At 59.2% G+C, this 21367-nt stretch carries 25 protein-coding genes; 22 read left to right on the forward strand and 3 right to left on the reverse strand.

Annotation, left to right across the window (positions count from 1 at the left end):
• The 3 genes from GXX82_15170 to GXX82_15180 form a co-directional block, all read right to left on the reverse strand.
• A partial coding sequence (locus tag GXX82_15170; protein NLT24380.1) for a branched-chain amino acid ABC transporter permease occupies positions 1-806 on the reverse strand: 806 nt, incomplete at its 3' end.
• An 18-nt stretch (positions 807-824) separates the two neighbouring features.
• A complete protein-coding gene (locus tag GXX82_15175; protein NLT24381.1) occupies positions 825-2042 on the reverse strand; it encodes an ABC transporter substrate-binding protein in 1218 nt (405 codons plus the stop codon).
• Between the two features lie 85 nt (positions 2043-2127).
• Complete coding sequence (locus tag GXX82_15180) at positions 2128-2811, reverse strand: GntR family transcriptional regulator (GenBank protein ID NLT24382.1); 684 nt, start codon at positions 2809-2811, stop codon at positions 2128-2130.
• Positions 2812-2863: 52 nt separating this feature from the next.
• On the opposite strand from GXX82_15180, the gene GXX82_15185 reads away from it, so the two are divergent.
• The 22 genes from GXX82_15185 to GXX82_15290 form a co-directional block, all read left to right on the forward strand.
• Positions 2864-4078: a DUF2088 domain-containing protein gene (locus GXX82_15185; protein ID NLT24383.1), complete on the forward strand. Its 1215-nt coding sequence runs from the start codon at positions 2864-2866 to the stop codon at positions 4076-4078.
• 187 nt (positions 4079-4265) lie between these two features.
• Positions 4266-4751, forward strand: a complete 486-nt coding sequence (gene ybaK / locus GXX82_15190; GenBank protein NLT24384.1) for a Cys-tRNA(Pro) deacylase — start codon at positions 4266-4268, stop codon at positions 4749-4751.
• 239 nt (positions 4752-4990) lie between these two features.
• Positions 4991-5701, forward strand: a complete 711-nt coding sequence (locus GXX82_15195) for a hypothetical protein (protein NLT24385.1) — start codon at positions 4991-4993, stop codon at positions 5699-5701.
• A gap of 7 nt (positions 5702-5708) precedes the next feature.
• Positions 5709-6173 carry a thioesterase family protein gene (locus GXX82_15200; protein NLT24386.1) on the forward strand — a complete coding sequence of 155 codons (465 nt, stop codon included), beginning with the start codon at positions 5709-5711 and terminating at the stop codon, positions 6171-6173.
• Positions 6174-6268: 95 nt separating this feature from the next.
• On the forward strand, positions 6269-7210 hold the full coding sequence (locus GXX82_15205) for a radical SAM protein (protein ID NLT24387.1): 942 nt from the start codon (positions 6269-6271) through the stop codon (positions 7208-7210).
• Between the two features lie 340 nt (positions 7211-7550).
• Entirely contained in the window at positions 7551-8033 is a 483-nt protein-coding gene (locus tag GXX82_15210; protein ID NLT24388.1) for a hypothetical protein, read from the forward strand.
• A gap of 315 nt (positions 8034-8348) precedes the next feature.
• A complete protein-coding gene (locus GXX82_15215) occupies positions 8349-8522 on the forward strand; it encodes a hypothetical protein (GenBank protein NLT24389.1) in 174 nt (57 codons plus the stop codon).
• Complete coding sequence (locus GXX82_15220) at positions 8519-9805, forward strand: homoserine dehydrogenase (GenBank protein NLT24390.1); 1287 nt, start codon at positions 8519-8521, stop codon at positions 9803-9805. The genes GXX82_15215 and GXX82_15220 overlap by 4 nt, the downstream gene beginning before the upstream one ends.
• A 40-nt stretch (positions 9806-9845) precedes the next feature.
• Complete coding sequence (locus GXX82_15225; protein ID NLT24391.1) at positions 9846-11033, forward strand: cofactor-independent phosphoglycerate mutase; 1188 nt, start codon at positions 9846-9848, stop codon at positions 11031-11033.
• Complete coding sequence (locus GXX82_15230; protein NLT24392.1) at positions 11030-12679, forward strand: CTP synthase; 1650 nt, start codon at positions 11030-11032, stop codon at positions 12677-12679. The genes GXX82_15225 and GXX82_15230 overlap by 4 nt, the downstream gene beginning before the upstream one ends.
• Positions 12664-13485: a 3-deoxy-8-phosphooctulonate synthase gene (kdsA, locus tag GXX82_15235; protein NLT24393.1), complete on the forward strand. Its 822-nt coding sequence runs from the start codon at positions 12664-12666 to the stop codon at positions 13483-13485. The genes GXX82_15230 and kdsA overlap by 16 nt, the downstream gene beginning before the upstream one ends.
• 50 nt (positions 13486-13535) lie before the next feature.
• Positions 13536-14441, forward strand: a complete 906-nt coding sequence (locus tag GXX82_15240) for a KpsF/GutQ family sugar-phosphate isomerase (GenBank protein ID NLT24394.1) — start codon at positions 13536-13538, stop codon at positions 14439-14441.
• Between the two features lie 17 nt (positions 14442-14458).
• A complete protein-coding gene (lptC, locus tag GXX82_15245) occupies positions 14459-15376 on the forward strand; it encodes an LPS export ABC transporter periplasmic protein LptC (protein ID NLT24395.1) in 918 nt (305 codons plus the stop codon).
• Positions 15377-15381: 5 nt separating this feature from the next.
• Positions 15382-16119 (forward strand): LPS export ABC transporter ATP-binding protein, encoded by a 738-nt coding sequence (gene lptB / locus GXX82_15250; GenBank protein ID NLT24396.1) that lies wholly within the window; start codon positions 15382-15384, stop codon positions 16117-16119.
• Positions 16106-17476, forward strand: a complete 1371-nt coding sequence (gene rpoN / locus GXX82_15255; GenBank protein ID NLT24397.1) for an RNA polymerase factor sigma-54 — start codon at positions 16106-16108, stop codon at positions 17474-17476. The genes lptB and rpoN overlap by 14 nt, the downstream gene beginning before the upstream one ends.
• Before the next feature lie 163 nt (positions 17477-17639).
• A complete protein-coding gene (gene raiA / locus GXX82_15260) occupies positions 17640-18164 on the forward strand; it encodes a ribosome-associated translation inhibitor RaiA (protein NLT24398.1) in 525 nt (174 codons plus the stop codon).
• Positions 18161-18622: a PTS sugar transporter subunit IIA gene (locus tag GXX82_15265; GenBank protein ID NLT24399.1), complete on the forward strand. Its 462-nt coding sequence runs from the start codon at positions 18161-18163 to the stop codon at positions 18620-18622. The genes raiA and GXX82_15265 overlap by 4 nt, the downstream gene beginning before the upstream one ends.
• 60 nt (positions 18623-18682) lie before the next feature.
• Complete coding sequence (hprK, locus tag GXX82_15270) at positions 18683-19621, forward strand: HPr(Ser) kinase/phosphatase (GenBank protein NLT24400.1); 939 nt, start codon at positions 18683-18685, stop codon at positions 19619-19621.
• A complete protein-coding gene (gene rapZ, locus GXX82_15275) occupies positions 19618-20469 on the forward strand; it encodes an RNase adapter RapZ (protein ID NLT24401.1) in 852 nt (283 codons plus the stop codon). Before hprK ends, rapZ begins: the two co-directional genes overlap by 4 nt.
• Before the next feature lie 9 nt (positions 20470-20478).
• Positions 20479-20889, forward strand: a complete 411-nt coding sequence (locus GXX82_15280) for a PTS sugar transporter subunit IIA (GenBank protein NLT24402.1) — start codon at positions 20479-20481, stop codon at positions 20887-20889.
• Positions 20890-20895: 6 nt separating this feature from the next.
• The gene (locus GXX82_15285) at positions 20896-21162 is read left to right on the forward strand and encodes an HPr family phosphocarrier protein (GenBank protein NLT24403.1); all 267 of its coding nucleotides are present in this window, start codon (positions 20896-20898) and stop codon (positions 21160-21162) included.
• A partial coding sequence (locus GXX82_15290; GenBank protein ID NLT24404.1) for a hypothetical protein occupies positions 21159-21367 on the forward strand: 209 nt, incomplete at its 3' end. The genes GXX82_15285 and GXX82_15290, both read left to right, overlap by 4 nt.

The raw sequence follows: 21367 nt of genomic DNA on the forward strand, positions 1-21367 counted from the left end.
AGAATGCCGAGAGACTGGGTCAGGCCAAAGATGAGCGCGCCGAGAAGGGCGCCCCAGACATTGCCGAGCCCCCCTATGATGACAATGAGGAAGGCCTCGATGATGAGAGTGTGGTCCATTCCCAGGGTGACGCTCACCGTGGGGGCGACGAGAACACCGCCGAGACCCGCCAGCAAACAACCGATGATGAAAACGGTCGCGAAGACCCAGCTCACATTTATGCCCACGGCGCCCACCATCTCCCTGTCCACGGCGGCTGCGCGCGCTATCTTGCCGATCTTCGTCTTGTTCGTGAGGAGCCACAGCAGTACGGCGATGACGGGCCCCATGACGAGGAGGAAAAAGCTGTAGATGGGAAAGGGGAGCCCGCCGAAAAGGTTTATGTATCCCTGGAAGACGGAGGGCACGGGGACCGAACGGTATTCGGCCCCCCACACCATCTTGACAAGGTCTCCGAAAACGAGGGACATGGCAAAGGTGAGAAGGAGCAGCATCAGGTGTTCGCGCTCATAGAGGAACTGAAAGAGGGACCTCTCGGCGGCGAAACTGACCACCGCCACCCCGAGAGGGGCCAGCACGAGGGCCATCCAGAAACCCATGTTGCCCCCTCCGAAGAGGTGCGACACCGTGTAGGCCATAAAGGCGCCGATCATGTAGAGCGAGCCGTGCGCCACGTTGGGGATCCTGAGGACTCCCAGGATGAGCGACAGACCCGAGGAGACGATGAAGAGGATGACCGTGCGTGACAGACCCACGAGTATCTGGCTCAAGATCTTCGGGCTTATGAAGCCAAGGATGCTCTCCATTGTCCTTCCGCCTTCCCCCTATTTCTTGCGGTGCTTCAGGACCTCCTCGCAGGACGGGACGTAGTCCTTTCCCTGGATGGTCTCGATGCTCCCGGCGGTAAGGAACTCATATTTCGGGTCTTTCTTCGTAACGCCGAAATACATGGGGAGCAGGAGCTGGTGGTCGCACTTGCGGATCTCGAGCTTGCCGACGGGGCTGTCGAGGGTCATGCCCTCCAGGGCCGTGACGAATTTCTCCTTGTCCATCTTGCCGGCCTTCTTGTACCCCTCGGCGATGAACTGCGCCGTCATGTACCCGTAAAGGGCCCCGATCCGGGGATTGCGGTTGTAAGCCTTCTTGAAATCGGCTACAAAGGCCTTGTTCTGCGCGGTGTCGGGATAGTAGAAGAAGTAGTTCGCGGTGCCGTAGACGCCTTCAGGGGCGTTCTGGCCCTGGGGGGCGAGGACGGAAAGTTCCGTTGCCGTGTGCTGGTAGAAGGGGACCTTCTGGGAAAGACCCGTGGCCTTCGCCGCCTTCTGGAAGTTCACCATGCCCGAGCCGCCCGTGGCGACGATGATGAAGTCCGGTTTCGCGGCAAGTATCTGGGTGATATAGGGGGTGAAGTCCGCCTCGCCGACCTTCCACCACGTCTCTCCAACCTTCTGGACGGAGGGTTTGAGCTTCTTGAGGTTGTTCCAGACGCCCTCGGCGATGGCGTGGCCGTATTCGTAGTCGTCACCGGCTACCCAGTACTTGACGTAGGGCTTCTTCGCGAGCGCGATGGCGGCCGCCCTGCCTGCCATCTCGGTGTTCTCGTTCATGTTGAAGATGTAGCGGTGTCCCTTCTCGGCGACGATCTTGTCGCTCTTCGCGAAGGTTACGAAAAACGGCACTTTCTCTTTCTTCACGAAGTCGGAGATGGCGAGCGTCGTGGCGCTGTTGATGGTGCCCATGAGGATATCGACCTTTTCCTTGAGGACAAGTTCCTTGGCCATGGCAAGGCCGATGTCGGGCTTGAACTTCTCATCCCTCGTGGTGAACTCGATCTTCTTCCCCAGGATGCCGCCGGAGGCGTTTATCTTCTGAACGGCGAGCTTGAAGCCGTCGAGGACGTCGTTGGTGAAAGTCGTAGCGGGTCCTGTGTAGGTGTCGACGATGCCCACTTTGATGGTGTTCGCCGCCTGGGATACGGAACATACACACAGGACGGAAAGGAGGAACACCGACGCGAGCGCAAGGAAGGAATACCTCTTCATACCAGCACCTCCGTTTGGTTTTTATGCGTTATTCTGAGGTTTGCACAGAAACCCCTTTTTGTCAATCAAAAGTCCGCTGCGGGGGCTATCGGCCGGTGTCGCCTTCAGGTTCGCGAAAGACATAGTAAAGGATGTCGTCCCTCGCCTGGATGAGGTGTGTTTTCACCGCGACGGCGATCTCCTGGGAGTCCCCCCTTTCGATGGCGGCCACGATCCGTTCGTGGCCGCGCATGGATCTCTCCGCCGTCTCGGTCATGTAGATGCACTGGATCCGGTATCTCAGCATATGCCGGCGGAGCGTCTGGGTAAGCTCCAGCAGGCGGTCGCTGCCGGCAAGGCGCGCTATGATGTCATGGAACTGCGCGTCCAGCTCAACGTAGCCGTTGAGATTGCCTTTCGATATCTGTTTCTTCTGGTTCTCGATGTTCTTCTTGAGGGCCTGAATGAGCCTCTCCCTTTGCTTCGCCGTGGCCCACGCGATGGCAAGGCCTTCTATGGCCGCTCTGATCTCGCATATCTGCTCCACTTCCTCCATGTCCATGCCCCTGACCACGTAGCCCACCCGGGGGATGGAGACGACAAGCTTCTCGAGTTCGAGGTTGTGGAGCGCTTCGCGCACGGGAGTCCGGGACGTGCCTATCTGCCCGGCGATCTTCGCCTCTATGAGCCTCTCCTTGGGGGCGATGGCGCCCTTGAGGATCTCCTCGCGTATGTGGTGATAGACCTTCTGCCGTATCGTTTTGTCTTTTTTTATTACCAGTTTTTTCATTAATAACGTATACTGTACCCTAGTTATTGTTATCATTACAAGTTTTAAATTTATGAGAATATCCCTGCCACACGGCCTCTGGAACGGTGAGCGCACCCTCGAGGCGGACCTCCCTCCCCGCTGGGACGTCGACGTTCTGTCGATGGAGGGTGACGGGGCGCGGCCCATCGGCGGCGAGGAATTGAGGGCAGCCATCATGCCTCTCGTGCCCCTCATGAAAGGTGCCGGAGAGGTCTGTGTCCTTTTCGATGACCTTTCCCGGCCGACACGCACCTACGAGATCGTCCCCGTCCTCCTCGAGGCCTTTGCGAGCGCCGGCATCGACGACTGCCGGGTCCGGTTCCTCTGCGCCCTGGGCACGCACTCCCCCCACAACAACGCCGACTTCCGGAAGAAGCTCGGCAGCGAAGTGCTGAACCGCTTTCCCGTCTACAACCACAACTGTTACGAGAATTGCGAGACACTGGGAAGGACGGCCCTGGGGACACCCGTTATTATCAACAAGGAGTACCTCGCGTGCGACCTCAGGATAGGCATCGGGTCCTTCATCCCCCACCAGTTCTGCGGTTTTGGCGGCGGATACAAGATAGTCTTTCCCGGCATAGCCCACATCGACGCCATCGAGTACCACCACGGCCTCCTCCTTGAGCAGAACCTGGAGAGCTGCTGGGGCCTCGGCAACCATTCCTGCAACGCCATCCTCTCGGACATGCGCGAGGCGGGAAGGATGGCGCGGCTCGACATCAAGATCGATGTCCTCGTGAACAGTTTCGCCCGCGCCACCCGCGTCTTCGCCGGCTATCCCGATTCCCTGTATCCCGCCATGATAGAGGGGGCGCTCAGGCATTACGCGACGAAACCCCGGGGAGGATACGACATCGTCTTTGCCAACACCTTCGGCAAGGCCAACGAGGCCGTCATCGCCGCTTCCACGTCGGAAGAGATCCTTACCCCCGACGGCGGCTATCTTGTCATCTTGAACGACATCGAGGAGGGGCAGGTCATCCACTACCTCATGGGAAGGTTCGGAAAGGACCTCTGGGGCAGGCTCGGAAGGGGCGAAAGGCCGCTCCATGAACGGGTGAAAAGGCTCTTCCTTTACTCCCGTCACAGGGACCACGCCGGCTCCTACTGGTTCGGGAAGGAGGAGGACATCACCTGGGTCGACGACCTTTCCGCCCTCATTGGTGAACTCGACAGGGAATTCGCAGACAGGCCCGTCCGGGCGGCCGTCATACCGGATGGGACGGTGCAGATGATAGGATAAAGAAGGTTCAAGGGTTCAAGGGTTCAAGGGTTCAAGAAAACGATGGGGAAGGAGGGTCGGCCGTCAACGCAATTCGTACACCGGCCGAAGGCGCCGGTGCCCTGTTTTTCTTTTGCTCTTGAACTTTTGAACTCTGGAACCCTTGAACCTTCTTTATCCTTGAACGTTTTTTGTGGAACGAGGAAAGATGAGCAAAGATAAGACCTATGTGACGCCTGCCGTCCGGTTCCTTCGGGAGAGGAAGGTGGAGTTCTCGGAACATCCCTATCAGTACGTGGAGCACGGTGGGACGGAGACGTTCGCGAAGCAGTACCACGTCGACGAGCACATGGTGGTGAAGACCCTCATCATGGAGGACGAGGACAGAAAGCCGCTTGTCGTCCTCATGCACGGCGACAGGGAGGTCTCCACGAAGGAGCTTGCTCGCGTCATAGGCGTGAAGAAGGTCGGGCCCTGCACGCCTGAGACCGCTCAGAAGCACTCGGGCTACATGGTCGGCGGCACGTCGCCCTTCGGCACCAGGAAGGCCATGCCCGTCTACATGGAAGAGACCATCCTCGCCCTGCCGAAGATCTACATCAACGGCGGCAGACGCGGATACCTCATAGCGATGGATCCCCACGACTTGGTCAAGACCCTCAGGCCGCAGCTGGTACACGTGGGGATAGAATAAAGGCGGTTCAAGGTTCAAGGTTCAAGGTTCAAGGTTCAAAGAAAAGCGGGGGGCGGGAAGGGATTGTCAATGTGGACAATCAGCCGCAAAGTTATTATAATGACACGAAACTACAACAGGTGCCATGCGTCCTATATGTCCTATATGTCCTATCTGTCCCATACGTCCCATAGGTCCTATCCCTCCTATAGGTCCTATAGCTCTCGCAGCGTCCTTTAAGACCACACCTGAGTCCCCCCATGTCCCCTGAGCTATCCGCCCTTCTTATCGCCGCCGTGTCGATCGGGTTCTTCCATACCCTTTTCGGGCCTGACCACTATGTGCCCTTTGTGATGCTGTCCTGGTCGAGGAAATGGTCGACACTGAAAACCGCGTTGGTGACCTTCGCCTGCGGGTTGGGGCATATCCTCAGCTCCATCGTGCTCGGGCTTGTCGGCGTGGCGCTCGGCGTGGCGCTTGAGAGGCTTGAGCTCATAGAATCGACGCGGGGGACGATCGCCGCGTGGCTCCTTATCGCCTTCGGCCTTGCCTACACCGTGTGGGGTGTAAGGAGGGCCATCCTGAACAAACCCCACAAACACGTGCATGTCCACGGCACCTCAGACATCCACGAGCACGAGCACACCCATCACGGCAGCCATGCCCATTTCCATGAGGACGAAGGAAAGACGGTCACACCCTGGGTGCTTTTCATAATATTCGTCTTCGGCCCCTGCGAACCCCTGATACCCCTTCTCATCTATCCCGCCGCCCGCAAGAGCGTTGCGGGCGTTGCCCTGGTGAGCCTCACCTTCGGCGCCGTGACGATCGCGACGATGATGGCGGCGGTATTCCTCATGAGGGCGGGCTTGAGCCTCAAGGTGCTGAGCAGGGCAGAGCGGTACACCCACGCGATCGCGGGACTGACCATCCTCACCTGCGGCCTGATGATCCAATTCCTGGGGCTGTGAGGGAACGATGAAAGAACCCGGCAGCAACGATGAATTCCTTCGTGTGATCAACGAAATGTTCAGCGAGAAGATCCCTTTCAACAGGTTGCTCGGACTCAGTATAGAATCGATGGGCCCCGAAGGCGTGACGGTGTCCTTTCGGATGCGGGGCGAGCTCATGGGACATCGGAAGCGCCGTATGGTCCATGGCGGCGTGATATCATCCGTCATCGACGTCACCGGAGGGCTCGTCGCCTTCATGGGCGCGCAGGAAAGAATGGACAAAACGCTGGAGGCCAAGCTTGAGAGATTCGGGCGGGTGAGCACCATCGACCTGCGCGTCGACTTCCTCCGCCCCGGCACGGGCATGACCTTCACCGCCACCGCACGGACCCTGAGAACGGGCAACAAGGTCGCCGTGACGAGAACGGAACTGACCAACGACACGGGAGAGCTCATCGCGGTGGGAACGGGATCGTATATAGTGGCGTAAAGGCAGGTTCCGGGTTATGGGATAGAGGCGCGTCGTGGGCCACCCATGACCTATTGCCTATTACCCGGTCTCCCATTTCTGCTATACTATTCCCGATGCAAGCCGATCTTTCCATGCTGACGCCCTGCGTCGTGTGTCCCCGTCGGTGCGGGGTTGACCGCCTTGCCGGGGAAAGGGGGTTCTGCGGGGCGGGGAGGGATGTCCTTGTGGCCCATATCGGGCCCCATTTCGGGGAGGAGCCGCCCATCTCCGGGACACGGGGGTCGGGGAACATATTCTTCTCCTTCTGCAACCTCCGCTGCGTCTTCTGCCAGAACTACCAGATAAGCCACGAGGGCCAGGGAAGCCCGGTGACCCTTGATGAACTTGTGGAGATGTTCTTTTCCCTCGAGGCGATGGGGTGCCACAACGTCAATCTCGTGAGCCCAACGCCATATGTCCCCTTCATCGCCGCGGCCGTCGGAGAAGCGAAGAGAAGGGGCATCGGCATACCTTTCGTGTACAACACGAACGGCTACGACAGCGTCGACGCCCTTCGCACCCTGGAAGGCCTTGTCGACATCTACCTGCCCGATCTCAAGTACTGGGGCCCCGTCGTCGCTCGAAAGCTCTCCGGCGCGGCAGCTCACGCCCCCTACCCCGAATGCGCCCGCGCGGCGCTTATCGAGATGAAGCGCCAGGTGGGGGGCCTTGTCGTCGAGGACGGCATCGCGAAAAGGGGCCTCCTCGTCCGCCATCTCGTGCTCCCCGGTGGCCTTGCCGGTTCTCGTCCTGCGCTCGGCTGGATCGCCGAAAATCTGGGCAAACAGACCTGGGTGGGTCTCATGTCCCAGTACCTTCCCCTGCACCGCTCCGGCGAGTACCCGATCCTCTCCCGACGGATACGTCAGGAGGAATACGACGACGTCGTTTCCTTCTTATTAAGTAATGGTATGGACAATGTCTTCACCCAGGACCTCGAAAGCGCTCCGCTCTTCGTCCCCGACTTCGGCAAGGAGCAACCCTTCGGCGAACGGGCAGGAAAGACGCGTAAATGACAGAAAAGACGAAAAGCCCGTCTCACGCCCGTTCGCCCTTCGGGCTCACTCGAGCACACGGAGAGAAAAGAGAGAAAAGATCGTTCCCTGATCCCGGAGACTACCGGGATCAGGGAACACTTTCGATTCCGCCTTTCCCTTATGACGAGCGGAATAGAAAAGAGTTGTCTTTGCCTCCCGCCGGGACGGCGGGACGAGAAGGCCGCCGGATCTTGGTAGGCTCCGAGATCCGGCGGCAATCTTTTCTCTCTTTCCTCCTCTCTTTGCGACCTCTGCGAACTCGAGCGAAGCGGGCGAGAGATAGTGTTTTTGATCTTTTTCATCCAATAAAGGAGGCACAATGGAACTCAAGACCGTAAAGATCGACATACCCGAAGGCTTGAACATCATCATCGGCCAGTCACACTTCATCAAGACCGTCGAGGACCTCTACGAGATACTCGTCGGGAGCGCGCCGTCGCTCACGTTCGGCGTCGCCTTCTCCGAGGCGAGCGGGCCCTGCCTCGTGAGGTACGAGGGCAATGACGAAACCCTTAAGAAGCTCGCCGCCGAAACGTCCTTCACCCTTTCCTGCGGGCACACCTTCGTCATCTTCCTCAAGGACGGTTTTCCCATCAACGTCCTCAACGCCGTGAAGGGATGCCAGGAGGTCTGCCGGATCTTCTGCGCCACCGCGAACCCCCTCGAGGTCGTGGTGGCCGAGACCGGGGGCGGCCGCGGCATCATGGGCGTCATAGACGGCGCGAGACCGGCGGGGATAGAAAAGGACGAGGACAGGAAGGACCGGAAGGAAATGCTCAGGAAGTTCGGTTACAAACTGTAACAAGTTACAGTTTGTAACCATAGACGGGCACAGGGATCTGCGTGCTTCGCACGCAAACGGGCATACGGGAAGAAGATGAAAAAAGCAGGTATTGTTCCCGGGGATGTTTTGTAATGGAACCAATAGGACCTGTTAGAGGCTTCAGGGGGTTCTCCGGAGCAAGGTCTTGGTCTTTTCCGCGTGTGCCCGTAGGCGCCTCTAGCGCCGACCCGTGTGCCCGTTCACGTTCCAAACCCCGCCCCGGGGTTTTGGAACGATTCTTGCTTGGCTTTTATATTGATTGTGTCCCCGGGGATGTGGTAATTTTCACCATAAATGGAGGATTCTACAGGACATCGTGGAGAGGCGAAGGCGGCCATCTCGCCGGGGATCGGTTCTGGCAGGTTCGGTGAAGGACACGTGCGGTTCGCCCTCGTGGAGAACGAGCACAGAATAAGACAAGTGGTGAAGGTGATCGGCGGTTTCCTTCACCCCACGGGAAGATCATGATCGGAATAGGGATAATAGGACTGGGAACAGTGGGAACCGGCACATACCGGATCCTGACGGAACACGCCGCGCTCATTCGCAGGAGGACAGGCCTTGACCTTCGCGTCGTCAGGGTTGCCGAGGTGGATGTCCGCAAACTGAAAGGGAAGGGCCTGCCCCGGAATATCGTGACCTCCGACGCCATGGAGCTCATCAGGGACGACAGGGTCGACATCGTTGTGGAGCTCATCGGCGGCATGCGTCCCGCCAGCGATCTCATCAGCGCGGCGCTCACCCTCGGCAAGCAGGTCGTGACGGCAAACAAGGCCCTCCTGGCCGAGCGGGGGGATGAGCTTTTCCGTCTCGCGGCGAAGAGAGGAAGCGAGATCGGGTTCGAGGCGTCCGTGTGCGGAGGCATCCCGGTCATCCGGGCGGTCCGCGACGGACTCGTCGGCAACGAGTTCAGCTACATCCTGGGGATCCTCAACGGGACGAGCAACTACATCCTCTCGCGGATGACCGACGAAGGGATATCCTTCGCCGAGGCCCTCAAGGACGCCCAGCGGAAGGGTTACGCCGAAAAGGACCCGACCTTCGACGTCGAGGGGATAGACGCGGCGCACAAGCTTTCCCTCCTCGTGAGGCTCGCCTTCGCGTCGCCCGTGACCATGGACAGGATCACGACGCGGGGCATCGCCAAGATAGACCCCGTCGACATCGGCTTCGCGCGGGACTTCGGATACAAGATAAAGCTTCTCGCCATAGCGAAGAGACGGGGACCAGGCGTCGAGGTCCGCGTCGAACCCGCGATGCTGCCCGTCAACCATCCCATGAGCAGCGTGAACGGCGTCTACAACGCCGTCTACATAGTCGGGGACATGACAGGCCCCAACCTCTTCTACGGAAAGGGCGCCGGGAGCGAGCCGACGGGAAGCGCCGTCGTCAGCGACATCGTCGACATCGCGAAGAGGATCTCCGGGGCGGGAGGCCCCGGCACCCGGCCGCTCGCCGTGGCGGGGAGGTTCAAGGAAGGCAGGGCCTCTTCCGTACCTTACTACCTGAGGGTCATGGCGAAGGACATGCCCGGCGTGCTTTCGAAGATATCGGGCATCCTCTCGAAGTACCGGATAAGCATATCGGCGGTGACGCAGCAGGGGCGGAAGCTCAGCGGTTACGTCCCCGTCGTCATGGTGACCCATGACGCCGCCGAAGAAGGCCTCATGAAGGCGAAGAAGGAGATAGACGCCCTTTCCTTCACGAAAGGGGAGAGCGTTCACATAAGGATCGAGGAAGGCAGCCTGTGAAAGGGCCGGGGCCTTCCGGCCGCGCGAGGTGCGGCAGCACATGAAATATATCGTTCTCATCGGCGACGGCATGGCGGATTTCCCCCTCGAGGAGCTCGGGGGGAAGACGCCGCTCATGGCGGCAGATAAGCCGAACATGAACATGGCGGCCCGAAAGGGTCTCACGGGAAAGGTAAAGACGGTACCCGACGGCTTTCCTCCCGGCAGTGACGTGGCGGGAATGTCCATCTTCGGCTACGACCCGGCGCTCTACTACACGGGTCGGGCCCCCATAGAGGCGTTCGGCATGGGTATCCCCATGGGGCCGGACGATGTGGCCTACCGGTGCAATCTTGTCCACATCGGGACGGGGGACGGCGGCGATACCATGGGCGACTACTCCGGCGGGCACATCTCGACCGAGGAGGCACGGGCCCTTGTCGCCTGCCTCAACGAGGAGCTCGGCTCCGAAGAAATAGCCTTCTACCCCGGGGTCGGGTACCGCCATATCATGATATGGAAAGGCGGTGCCTCAAGGCTCTCGACGACCCCTCCCCATGATATCACGGGAAAGCAGATCGCCGGGTACCTCCCCGACGGTGACGGCGCGGCCCGGGTCCGCTCCCTCATGGACCACTCCCGCGAGGTGCTCGCGTCCCATGAGGTCAACAGGAAACGTGTCGACGCCGGCAAGCTCCCGGCGAACAGCATTTGGCTCTGGGGCCAGGGCAAGAAGGCGGCCCTGCCGTCATTCAGGGAAAAGTTCGGCCTGACGGGTGCGACGGTCTGTGCCGTCGACCTCGTGCGGGGGATATCGAGCCTCGTGGGGTTCATGACCCCCGTCGTCGAGGGGGCCACGGGATACCTCGACACGGATTACGGGGCGAAGGCCCGGGCGGCGCTCAAGCTCCTTGAAGACCACGACATCGTCTATGTCCACGTGGAGGCGCCCGACGAGGCGTCCCACAGCGGCAGCATCCCTGAAAAGATAAAGGCCATCGAGCGCATCGACAGGGACGTGCTCGGCGTCCTTCTCAAGGAAACGGACAGGGACACGCGGTTTCTCATCGTCACCGATCATGCCACACCGATCGCGATGAGGACCCACTATGCCACCCCGGTGCCCTTCGCCGTTTACGACAACAGCAACCCCTCCCCGGACGAGGGTGGGGATTACGATGAGAACGCGGGCGGGGCGGTGATGAGCGGTGAGGAGATGTTACGGATACTGATCGGGGGAAAGCAGTGAGACAAAAATTCATCTTCGTGACGGGCGGCGTCGTGTCCTCCCTGGGGAAGGGCATAGCGGCGGCATCCATCGGCGCGCTTCTCGAGTCCCGGGGGCTCACTATCACCATAAAGAAGCTCGACCCTTACATCAATGTCGACCCGGGTACGATGAATCCCTTCCAGCACGGCGAGGTCTTCGTGACCGAGGACGGCGCGGAGACGGACCTTGACCTCGGGCACTATGAACGCTTCACCACCGCGACATTCTCGAAAAAATGCAATTTCACGACGGGACAGGTCTACGACACGGTCATCTCCCGGGAACGCAAGGGAGAGTATCTCGGCGGAACCGTCCAGGTCATCCCCCATATCACGGACGAGATAAAGCGCCGCGTCCTCGACGTGGACGAAGGCATCGACGTCGTCATCGTCGAGATCGGCGGCACCGTCGGCGACATAGAGGGCCTTCCTTTCCTCGAGGCGATACGCCAGCTCCGCAACGACCTGGGAAAGGAGAACTCCCTCTTCGTGCACCTGACCCTCGTCCCCTTCATCAAGACCGCCGACGAGATGAAGACGAAGCCGACACAGCACAGCGTGAACGAGCTCCGGAGGATTGGTATCCAGCCCGACATCCTCCTGTGCAGGACGGAGCGGCCCCTCTCGCAGGGCCTCAAGGACAAGATCTCCCTCTTCTGCAACGTCGAGAAGGACGCCGTCATCGCCGCCAAGGACGCCGAGGTCATCTACGAGGTCCTCATCGCCTTCCACAACGAGGGACTCGACGAGAAGATAACGAAGCTCCTCAACATCTGGGCAAAGAAGCCCGACCTCTCCAAGTGGGAAGCCATCGGCGACACCATAAAGCACCCGAAGAAAGAGGTGGACATAGCCCTCGTCGGGAAGTACGTCAAGCTCAAGGACTCCTACAAGAGCCTCAACGAGGCGCTGGTACACGGAGGCATCGCGAACGACTGCAGGGTGAATGTCCGCTACGTCGACTCCGAGGACATCGAAAAGGGCATAACGGCCGACCTCTTCAACATCGACGGCATCCTCGTCCCCGGCGGTTTCGGGGACCGCGGCATCGAGGGCAAGATCAACGCCATCGAGCACGCGCGGGAAAAGAAGATACCCTTTCTCGGCCTGTGCCTCGGCATGCAGCTCGCCGTCGTGGAGATAGGGCGCAACCTCGCGGACTGCAAAGACGCCAACAGTTGCGAATTTAACGAAAAGACGCCCTACCCCCTTATTTACCTCATCGAGGAGTTCACGGACAGGGAGAACACGGTGCAGAGACGCGACCAGTACTCCGACAAGGGCGGCACCATGCGCCTCGGCGCCTATCCCTGCGTCATCAAGCCGGGCAGCCTCGCGCACAAGGCCTACGGACAGGACGTCATCCACGAACGGCACCGCCACCGCTACGAGTTCAACATGAAATACCGCGAACGCCTCGAGAAGAGCGGCATGATCGTGTCGGGCATCTCCCCTGACGGCACGCTTGTCGAGATCGTGGAGATGAAGGGTCATCCCTGGTTCCTGGGATGCCAGTTCCATCCCGAGTTCAAGTCGAAGCCCTTCGACCCCCATCCGTTGTTCCGGGATTTTATCAAGGCCTCGCTGAAACGAAGGCAGGAAAGACTGAAGTGCAAAAAGAAATAGCCATAGGCAACGTCACCATCGGCCGCAGGCCTTTTGTCTTCATAGGCGGCCCCTGCGTCATCGAGGGCAGGGACATATCCCTGAGGACGGCCGAGAGTATCGCGCGCGTGACGGCCGGGCTCGGCGTGCCTTTCATCTTCAAGTCCTCTTACGACAAGGCGAACAGGACGTCCATATCGGGCTTCAGAGGCCCCGGATTGGACGAGGGCCTTGCCATCCTGCAGGAAGTGAAGGGGGCGGTGGGCGTCCCCGTTCTCACCGATGTTCACTCCGCGGGTGAGGCCGCGGCGGCGGCCGAGGTCGCCGACGTCCTCCAGGTGCCGGCGCTCCTGTCCCGGCAGACGGACATACTCACGGCCTGCGGCAGAACGGGCAGGGTCGTCAACATCAAGAAGGGCCAGTTCCTCTCCCCCGGTGACATGGCCCACGCCATCAGAAAGGTGGAATCCACGGGCAACAGGAGCATACTGGTCACCGAACGGGGCACGTCCTTCGGGTACCATACCCTCGTCAATGATTTCCGGGCAATACCCATCATGCGGGACTTCGGGTATCCCGTGGTCTTCGACGCCACGCACAGCGTGCAGCAGCCCTCGGCGATGACGGACCGCTCCGGCGGGGAGGCCCGGTTCATCGTTCCACTCGCCCGGGCCGCGGTGGCCGTCGGCGTGGAAGGCGTGTTCATGGAGGTCCACCCCGATCCGAAGCGGGCCCTCTGCGACGGGGACAATTCCCTTCCCCTCGACGACCTCGAAGGTGTCCTTCGGACCCTCAAGAGGATAGAGGAGGCCCTGTGGACCACGTAGGAACGGGAAAAGATGTCCTGAGGAAGGAGGCCGAGGCCCTCCTCAAGGTCATGGAAGGACTCGACGACACCTTCACCAGGGCGGCGGAGATCATATTCGCCTGCGCGGGCAGGGTCGTCCTGACGGGCATGGGCAAGTCGGGGCTCGTCTGCAAGAAGATCGCCGCCACGCTGTCGAGCACGGGCACGCCGGCACTATTCGTCCACCCCGCCGATTCCCTCCACGGCGACCTGGGAATGCTCCAGCGCGGCGACGTGCTCATCGTCGTCAGCAACAGCGGCGACACGGAGGAGGTGGTCAGGATAATCCCCTGGGTGAAGCGCCTCGACATCCCGCTCGTCGCCATAACGGGAGACGCCGCGTCCACCATCGCCCGGCTCAGCGATGTGGCCCTCGTCGTGAACGTGGAGGAAGCCTGTCCCTACAACGTGGTGCCCACCTCGAGCACCACGGCCACCCTCGCGCTCGGCGACGCCCTCGCCATTGCCGTCATGGAAAGGCGCGCCTTCAAGGTGGAAGACTTCGCCTCTCTCCACCCCGGGGGCTCCCTGGGGAGGAAGCTCTTTCTCAGGGTGGAGGACCTCATGCACACAGGCGAGTCCCTCCCCGGTGTGTCGGTGGAGACGTCCATGAAGGACGCCATCCTCGAGATAACGTCGAAGAGGCTTGGCGTCACCGGGGTCTACGACGGAAAGGGACGTCTTGCGGGGATCATAACAGACGGAGACCTCCGGCGAGCCATCGAACGGTACGACGATTCCCTCCTGGCAAAGACGGCGGGCGACGTGATGACCGCAAGGCCCAAGGTCGTCCGCAGGGACGCCCTTGCCGCCTATGCCCTCAAGAAGATGGAGGAATTCTCCATCACCTCCCTCTTCGTCGTCGACGACGAACGGGACGCCCGGCCCGTGGGCATCATACACATACACGACCTCTTGAGGGCCAAGGTGGTATGAATGGCATATGAGGATACATGAGCAACAGGAAGATCATCATCTTCGTCTCTTTCGGCTTCATCGCGGCAAGCCTTCTGCTTGCCTTCTACTATTTCATCAGCAAGCCTGAAAGGCAACCGGTCCCCGTAGCGGAGGACAGCAACAAGGCGATCGTCTTCAAGAACGTGAAGTACACGGGGGAACGCCGCGGCGTCGTGGACTGGGAGCTCACGGCGAAGGTGGCCCGCAAGTACATAGACAAGCCGCTCATCGAGCTCGAAGACCTGAAAGGATTGTACAAGCCGAAACCGGACGTCTCCATAGAGTTCACCGGCACGAAAGGGTCCATGGACACCGAGAACGAGTCGGGCAAGGTCGACAACGTGCAGGTTTTCTACAAGGGCGAATACACCCTGAAGAGCTCCTACATGGATTTCGATTTCAAGAACGGGATCACGGCCACAAAGGACGCGGTGGACATCAAGGGGGAGAAGATCGATATGCGCGGCATCGGGCTTCTCGCCAACACCAACGAGGAGACACTGAGGCTCCTGTCCGAAGTCGGAGGGATCATCGCGACGGAAAAGGCGAAATACCACTTCCAGTCGGACACGCTCCTCTATTACTTTCAGAAGGCCACCTATGTCCTCGAGGGAAAGGTCATCCTCAAGGGGGAGGACCTCAACATGGTGTGCGACCTCGTCCACATATACAGCACCGACAACGAGGTGGACCGCATCGAGGCCGACGGCAACGTCCGTGTCATATCGAGGGGCACTGTTGCGAAAAGCGAGAAGGCAGTATATCATTTTAAGGAAGGCAGAATAGTGTTCACCCAATCTCCGAGGGTATTCAAGGACAACGTGGAAATGAAAGGGGAGCGTGTGATCTACACGACGACTGACGGTAAATTGTCCGTCGAGAGGCCGAAGATAAGAATGGAGAGGGGAAAGTAGCGGGAATGAAAGCAACTCTGTCCGCGCAGGGTCTCCTGAAGACATACAACGCGCGAAAGGTCGTCGACGGCATCAGCATGTACATGGAGACCGGCGAGATCGTGGGGCTCTTTGGCCCCAACGGGGCCGGGAAGACGACATCCTTCTACATGATCATCGGTTTCATAAAGCCCAACGGCGGCAAGATCCTTCTCGACGGGGAGGACATCACGGATCTGCCCATGTTCATGAGGGCGCGCAAGGGCATAACCTACCTTCCCCAGGAACCTTCGGTCTTCAAGAAGATGTCCGTCAGGGACAATCTCAAGGCGATCCTCGAGTTCCTCGGTGAGGAGGGGGACCTCATAAAACACCACGTCATGGAGATACTCGAGTCCTTCAAGCTGGAACACCTGGCGAACAACAGCGCGGATTCCCTCTCGGGCGGGGAGAGAAGGCGCCTCGAGATAGCGCGGGCGCTCATGACGTCGCCGCACTTCATGCTCCTCGACGAGCCCTTCTCCGGCATAGACCCCATATCCGTCTCGGACCTGAAAAAGATAATCTTCGGCCTCAAGCAAAGGGGCATCGGCATACTCTTGTCCGATCACAACGTCCGCGAGTCGCTCCCCATATGCGACAGGGCGTACGTGGTCAACGCGGGGAAGGTCCTCCTCGAAGGCACGCCGGAGAGCGTGGCCCAGGACCGGATCGTCCGCGAAGTATACCTTGGTGAGGAATTCAACATCGATGTTGGAGCTTAAACAGACACAGAAGCTCTCTCCCGTCCTGACCCAGCAGCTGCAGCAGGCCATCCGCCTCCTGCAGCTCTCCAAGCTGGAGCTTGTCGAGGCCATCGAGCTGGAGATGAAGGAAAACCCCATCCTCGAGATCACCGAGGAAGAGCCGCGTGAGGACGTCGAGGAAAAGGAGAGCCAGGAGGAAAAAAGGGAGATCGAGGAGCTCCTGGAACGATACTCGCCCTCGGAGGACTTCTTTCCCGCCGAGGAAAGGGAGGCGCCCGACTACGAGAACATGGTCAGGAAGACGTACAACCTCAGGGACCACCTGAGGTGGCAGATCGGACTTTCGGACTTCAGCCCCCGCGAGCGGGTGGTGGCGGAATGGATCATCGAGAACATCGACGACAACGGGTACCTCATCTGCAGCCTCGAGGAGATATCGCGGGACTCCGGTTTTTCCGTGGATGTTCTCGAACCGGTCCTCAGGAAGGTGCAGAGGTTGGAGCCCGCCGGGGTGGGTGCCCGGGACCTCAAGGAATGCGTCCTCATCCAGTACGATGCGCTGGGTGAGAAGGACCCCGTCTTCGAGAACGTCGTCGCCAATCACTTCGACCTTTTCCAGCACAACAACCTCAAGGGGATAGCGAAGGCCACCGGTTTCCCCATAGAGAAGATCAAGGAGGTCTTCGAGAAGATCAAGTCCTTCGACCCCAAACCGGGCAGGAACTTCAGCGACGAGTTCATATCCTATGTCGTCCCCGATGTCTACGTTGTAAAAGGCGAGGAGGGGTTCGACATCGCCCTCAACAATGACGACGTCCCGGAGCTCAGGATGAGCCGTTACTACCTCGAGCTCGCAACGGACAGGAAGGTGAGCGGCGAGACGAAGAGATACATAAAGAACAAGATGAAGCAGGCGGAGTGGTTCATCAAGAGCATCCAGCAGAGGCAAAGGACGCTCTTTCTCGTCGCCCAGAGCATCGTGAGCTTCCAGCGCGAATTCTTCGAGAACGGCCTGAGGAGCTTGAGGCCCCTTATCCTCAAGGACGTCGCCCAGGACGTGGGAGTCCACGAATCCACGGTGAGCCGCATAACGACCAGCAAGTACATGAGCACCCCCCACGGCGTGTACGAGATGAAGTTCTTCTTCCCGACGAGCATAAACAAGGGAGAGGGGGACCCCCTTTCGACGAACGTCGTCATGGACCTCATAGCGGAACTCGTCAAAAAAGAGGACAAGAAGAAGCCGCTGACCGATGACGAGATAACCCACACCCTGAAATCGCGCCACGACATCAACATAGCGCGCCGTACGGTAGCGAAATACAGGGAGATACTGAATATACGGTCTTCACGGGAAAGGACGGTGATCGATTAAAGAGACAGATTCCGGATACGGGGAAACCTGGGCAGAGCACACAGGCTCTTCGTGGATTAACCTAATACTTTCGGGGAATTGGATTGACACCATCCGGCATATCTGTTATTAATAGGCTCCAAGGTTGGTCCACGCCAACCTTATTTTTGTGAGTGGAGGCACTATGGATATCACAACCAGCTTCAGGCACATTGATACCAGCGAAGATGTAAAGCGGTATGTTGAAGACAAGCTCTCCCGCCTGCAAAAGTACGTGGAGACGCCTCTCGACATCCACGTGGTCATCTCCCTCGAGCGGAAATATCGCCAGCGTATCGATGTCATGTTCACCATCAATGGGGTCGTCATCAATGCCCATGAGGTAATGGATGATATCTATGCGGCGATCGACAAGATACTGGACAAGCTCGAACGGAGACTGACAAAGTACCGTGACAAGATGAAGGAATACCGCGAGAGCAAGCTGAAACGCACCGCCGCGCAGCCTGCGGGCGAGGAGCCCGCCATCATCGTATCGAGGACCGTGGACGCAAAGCCCATGGACCCCGAGGAGGCCGTGATGCAGCTTACGGCGTCGGGGGACATGTTCATGGTCTTCCGCGAAAGGGAACGTGACAACGTCTGCATCGTTTACAAACGCAAGGATGGAAAGTTCAGTCTCATAGAAACGGCAGGGAAGGGACCGTGAGGCTTACCGACATACTGAAAGAATCCTCGGTCATCTCCGATATCAGGGGTACCACCAAGGAGGAGATACTTACCGAGCTCGCGGGACAACTGAAAGCCGCGGGTCTCATAAAGGACGTCGAACCCGTCGTCAGGATCATCATGGAGCGGGAGGCCCTGGGCAGCACGGGCATAGGCGACGGTGTCGCCATCCCCCACGGCAAGATGAAGGGTTCCGGCGGGGTCCTCGTCGTGTTCGGGCGGTCACGTCAGGGTGTCGATTTCGATGCCGTCGACGAGCAGCCGGTGCACATCTTCTTTCTCGTCCTCGCCCCCGAGGATTCGGCAAGCCTGCACCTGAAGGTCCTGTCGCGGATATCGAAGATCCTCCGCGACCCATCCTTCAGGAAGAAACTGCTCACACTTCCCGATGCCCATTCCCTGTACGAGAGCATCGTGGAAGAGGACGGAAAGCTGTAACGACCCGTTATCAAGGAGGTTTCGGGGGCCCTGGGGTAAAGGGTCCCGTGGAAGAGACATATGAAGGGGATAGAGGTTCAACAGCTTGTAGATGACGAGCTGTACGGATTGGAGCTCGAGGTCCTTGCCGGGAAGAAGGGGCTTACCCGGAAGATCTACAACCCGAGGATCCAGAAGCTCGGCCTCGTCATTACGGGTCACATGGTCTATCTCCATCCCCACAGGGTCCAGATACTGGGGAACATCGAGATCTCCTACCTGAGGTCGCTCACGGAGGCCGAGAGCAGGCGCATCATCAGGGAACTCTGCAAGAACAACGTGGTGTGCTTCATCATCTCCCGGAACCTGAAGGTCCCCGAGTTCTTCGTCGTCTCCGCGGAGGAAAAGGGCATCCCCCTTCTGCGGACAAAGCTCGTCACCTCCATATTCATCGAGAGGATAACGAAACTGCTTGAGGAAAAGCTGGCCCCGTCGACTACCGTCCACGGCGTGCTCATGGACATCCTCGGTGTCGGCGCCCTCATCATGGGAAGGCCCGGCATCGGCAAGAGCGAGAACGCCCTCGAGCTCATCATGCGGGGCCACCGCCTTGTCGTCGATGACGCCGTGCATGTGAAGAAGATCGGGGCCATCGACCTTTACGGCGAGGCGCCGGAGATGATAAAGAGCCTGCTGGAGATACGGGGCGTGGGTATCGTCGATATCCGGCATCTCTTCGGGGTCTCGGCGGTCCTCGACAAGAAGAAGATAGACCTCGTCATCGAGCTCTTCGACTGGGACACCTCCCTCGAGTGCGAGCGCGTGGGTCTCAGGGAAGAGAAGTTCAAGGTGCTCAGCGTTGACCTGCCCTTCGTCAGGATACCCATCAGCTCGGGCAAGAACGTCTCGGCGATCATAGAGCTGGCGTGCCGCAACTTCATCCTCCGCAGGCAGGGCATCAATACCGCCGTGGAGCTGGAGAAAAGGATGCAGAGATCGATGGAAGGCGGGGTGGAATGAAGGACGTCCTCATCGTCAGCGGCATATCAGGCTCGGGGAAGACGACGTTCCTCAGGGCCCTCGAGGATGCGGGTTTCTTCTGTGTCGACAACTTTCCCATCCTTCTGCTCCTCAAGTTCCTGGAGCTTAACCGCGACGAGGGGGAGAAGATCGCGCGGTGCGCCTTCGTCATCGACGTGCGCCTGAGGGACTTCTTCGAGAACGGCCGGGACATTGTGGAAAAGGCCAAGAGCGATTTCGGGGCGAAGGTCCTCTTCCTGGAAAGCTCCGACGAAAGCCTCATACGGAGGTACCGCGAGACGAGGCGGTCCCATCCCCTCTTCGATTCGTCCAACGTCACCGACGCGTTGACCGAGGAGCGCAAGCTGATGGCCTGGCTCAGGGACATGGCCGACCAGGTCATAGACACGACCCATCTGACCCCCCACGAACTGCGCCGTTTGGCACTCGAGAGATATGGTGCCCACGAGCAGCGGATGAAGATCAACATCATGTCCTTCGGATACGCCTTCGGTCTTCCCCTCGAGGCTGACATCGTCCTCGACGTGAGGTTCCTGCCGAACCCCTTTTTCGTGGAAGAGCTCCGGGACCGTACGGGACTCGACGAAGAGGTCCGGGAATTCATCAGATCGCAGGAAGTGTTCAGGAAATATTTCCTTTTTCTTTCAGAGTTTTTGGTGTACCTTATTCCGTTATTCGAGAAAGAGGGGAAGAGTTATCTCACCATCTGTTTCGGCTGCACAGGCGGGAAACACCGGTCGGTCTTCATCGCCGGAGAATTGGCGGAGCAGCTCAACACTATGGGTTACAGCGTGTCCACCGTCCACCGGGACATAGAGAAGAGGTAAGGAGGCGAAATGATTGGTCTCGTCGTGGTGGCGCATTTCAACCTCGCGCGGGAGATGGTGGCTGCCACCGAACTGATCGTGGGAGAGCAGGAGCAGTTCGCCGCCGTCGACATATTCCCCAACGACCCGGTGGAAAAAACCAAGGAGAAGATCGTCTCCGGCCTGAAGAACTCGGACACGGGCGATGGGGTCATCATCCTGACGGACATGTTCGGCGGCACCCCTTCGAACATCAGTCTCTCTTTCCTGGAAGAGGGCAGGGTCGAGGTGGTTGCCGGCGTTAACCTTCCCATGCTCATCAAGCTCGTGACGTACCGGGAGGGAAGGACACTCGATGAGCTGGCCGCTTTCATCACGCAATACGGGCAGAAGAACATATATCTTGCCACGGACGTGCTGAAGGCCAGGAAAAAGGACTGAGGAGCGATGCAGGAAGGGATATTTACGATCAGGAACAGGCTCGGCCTCCATGCCCGGGCTGCGGCTATGTTCGTGAAGGCGGCGGCGAAGTTCAACTCCATCGTGATGGTCGAAAAGGACGGGATGGAGGTGAACGGCAAGAGCATCATGGGCCTTCTGATGCTTGCCTGTCCCCTGGGAAGCAAGATCGTCCTCAAAACGGAAGGGGAGGACGAGGAAAAGGCCTTCCGTGAACTGGGGGGCCTCATCGACAACGGATTCAACGAAGAATGAAGGAAGAGATTCTCGTCAATCAAACCCTGAAAGGGATCGGCGTTTCCTCGGGAATAACGATGGGGAGGGTGCGCCTCATCGACAGGGACAAGGTGGCGATAACGAAGCGTTCCATATCCCCGCGCCAGGTGGAACGCGAGGTGAGCCGCATCAAAAGCGCCGTTCAGGGCGCGATCGACCAGCTCAACCAGATCAAGGACTCCAT

This window comes from Syntrophorhabdus sp., assembly GCA_012719415.1.
Taxonomy (GTDB): Bacteria; Desulfobacterota; Syntrophorhabdia; order Syntrophorhabdales; family Syntrophorhabdaceae; genus Delta-02.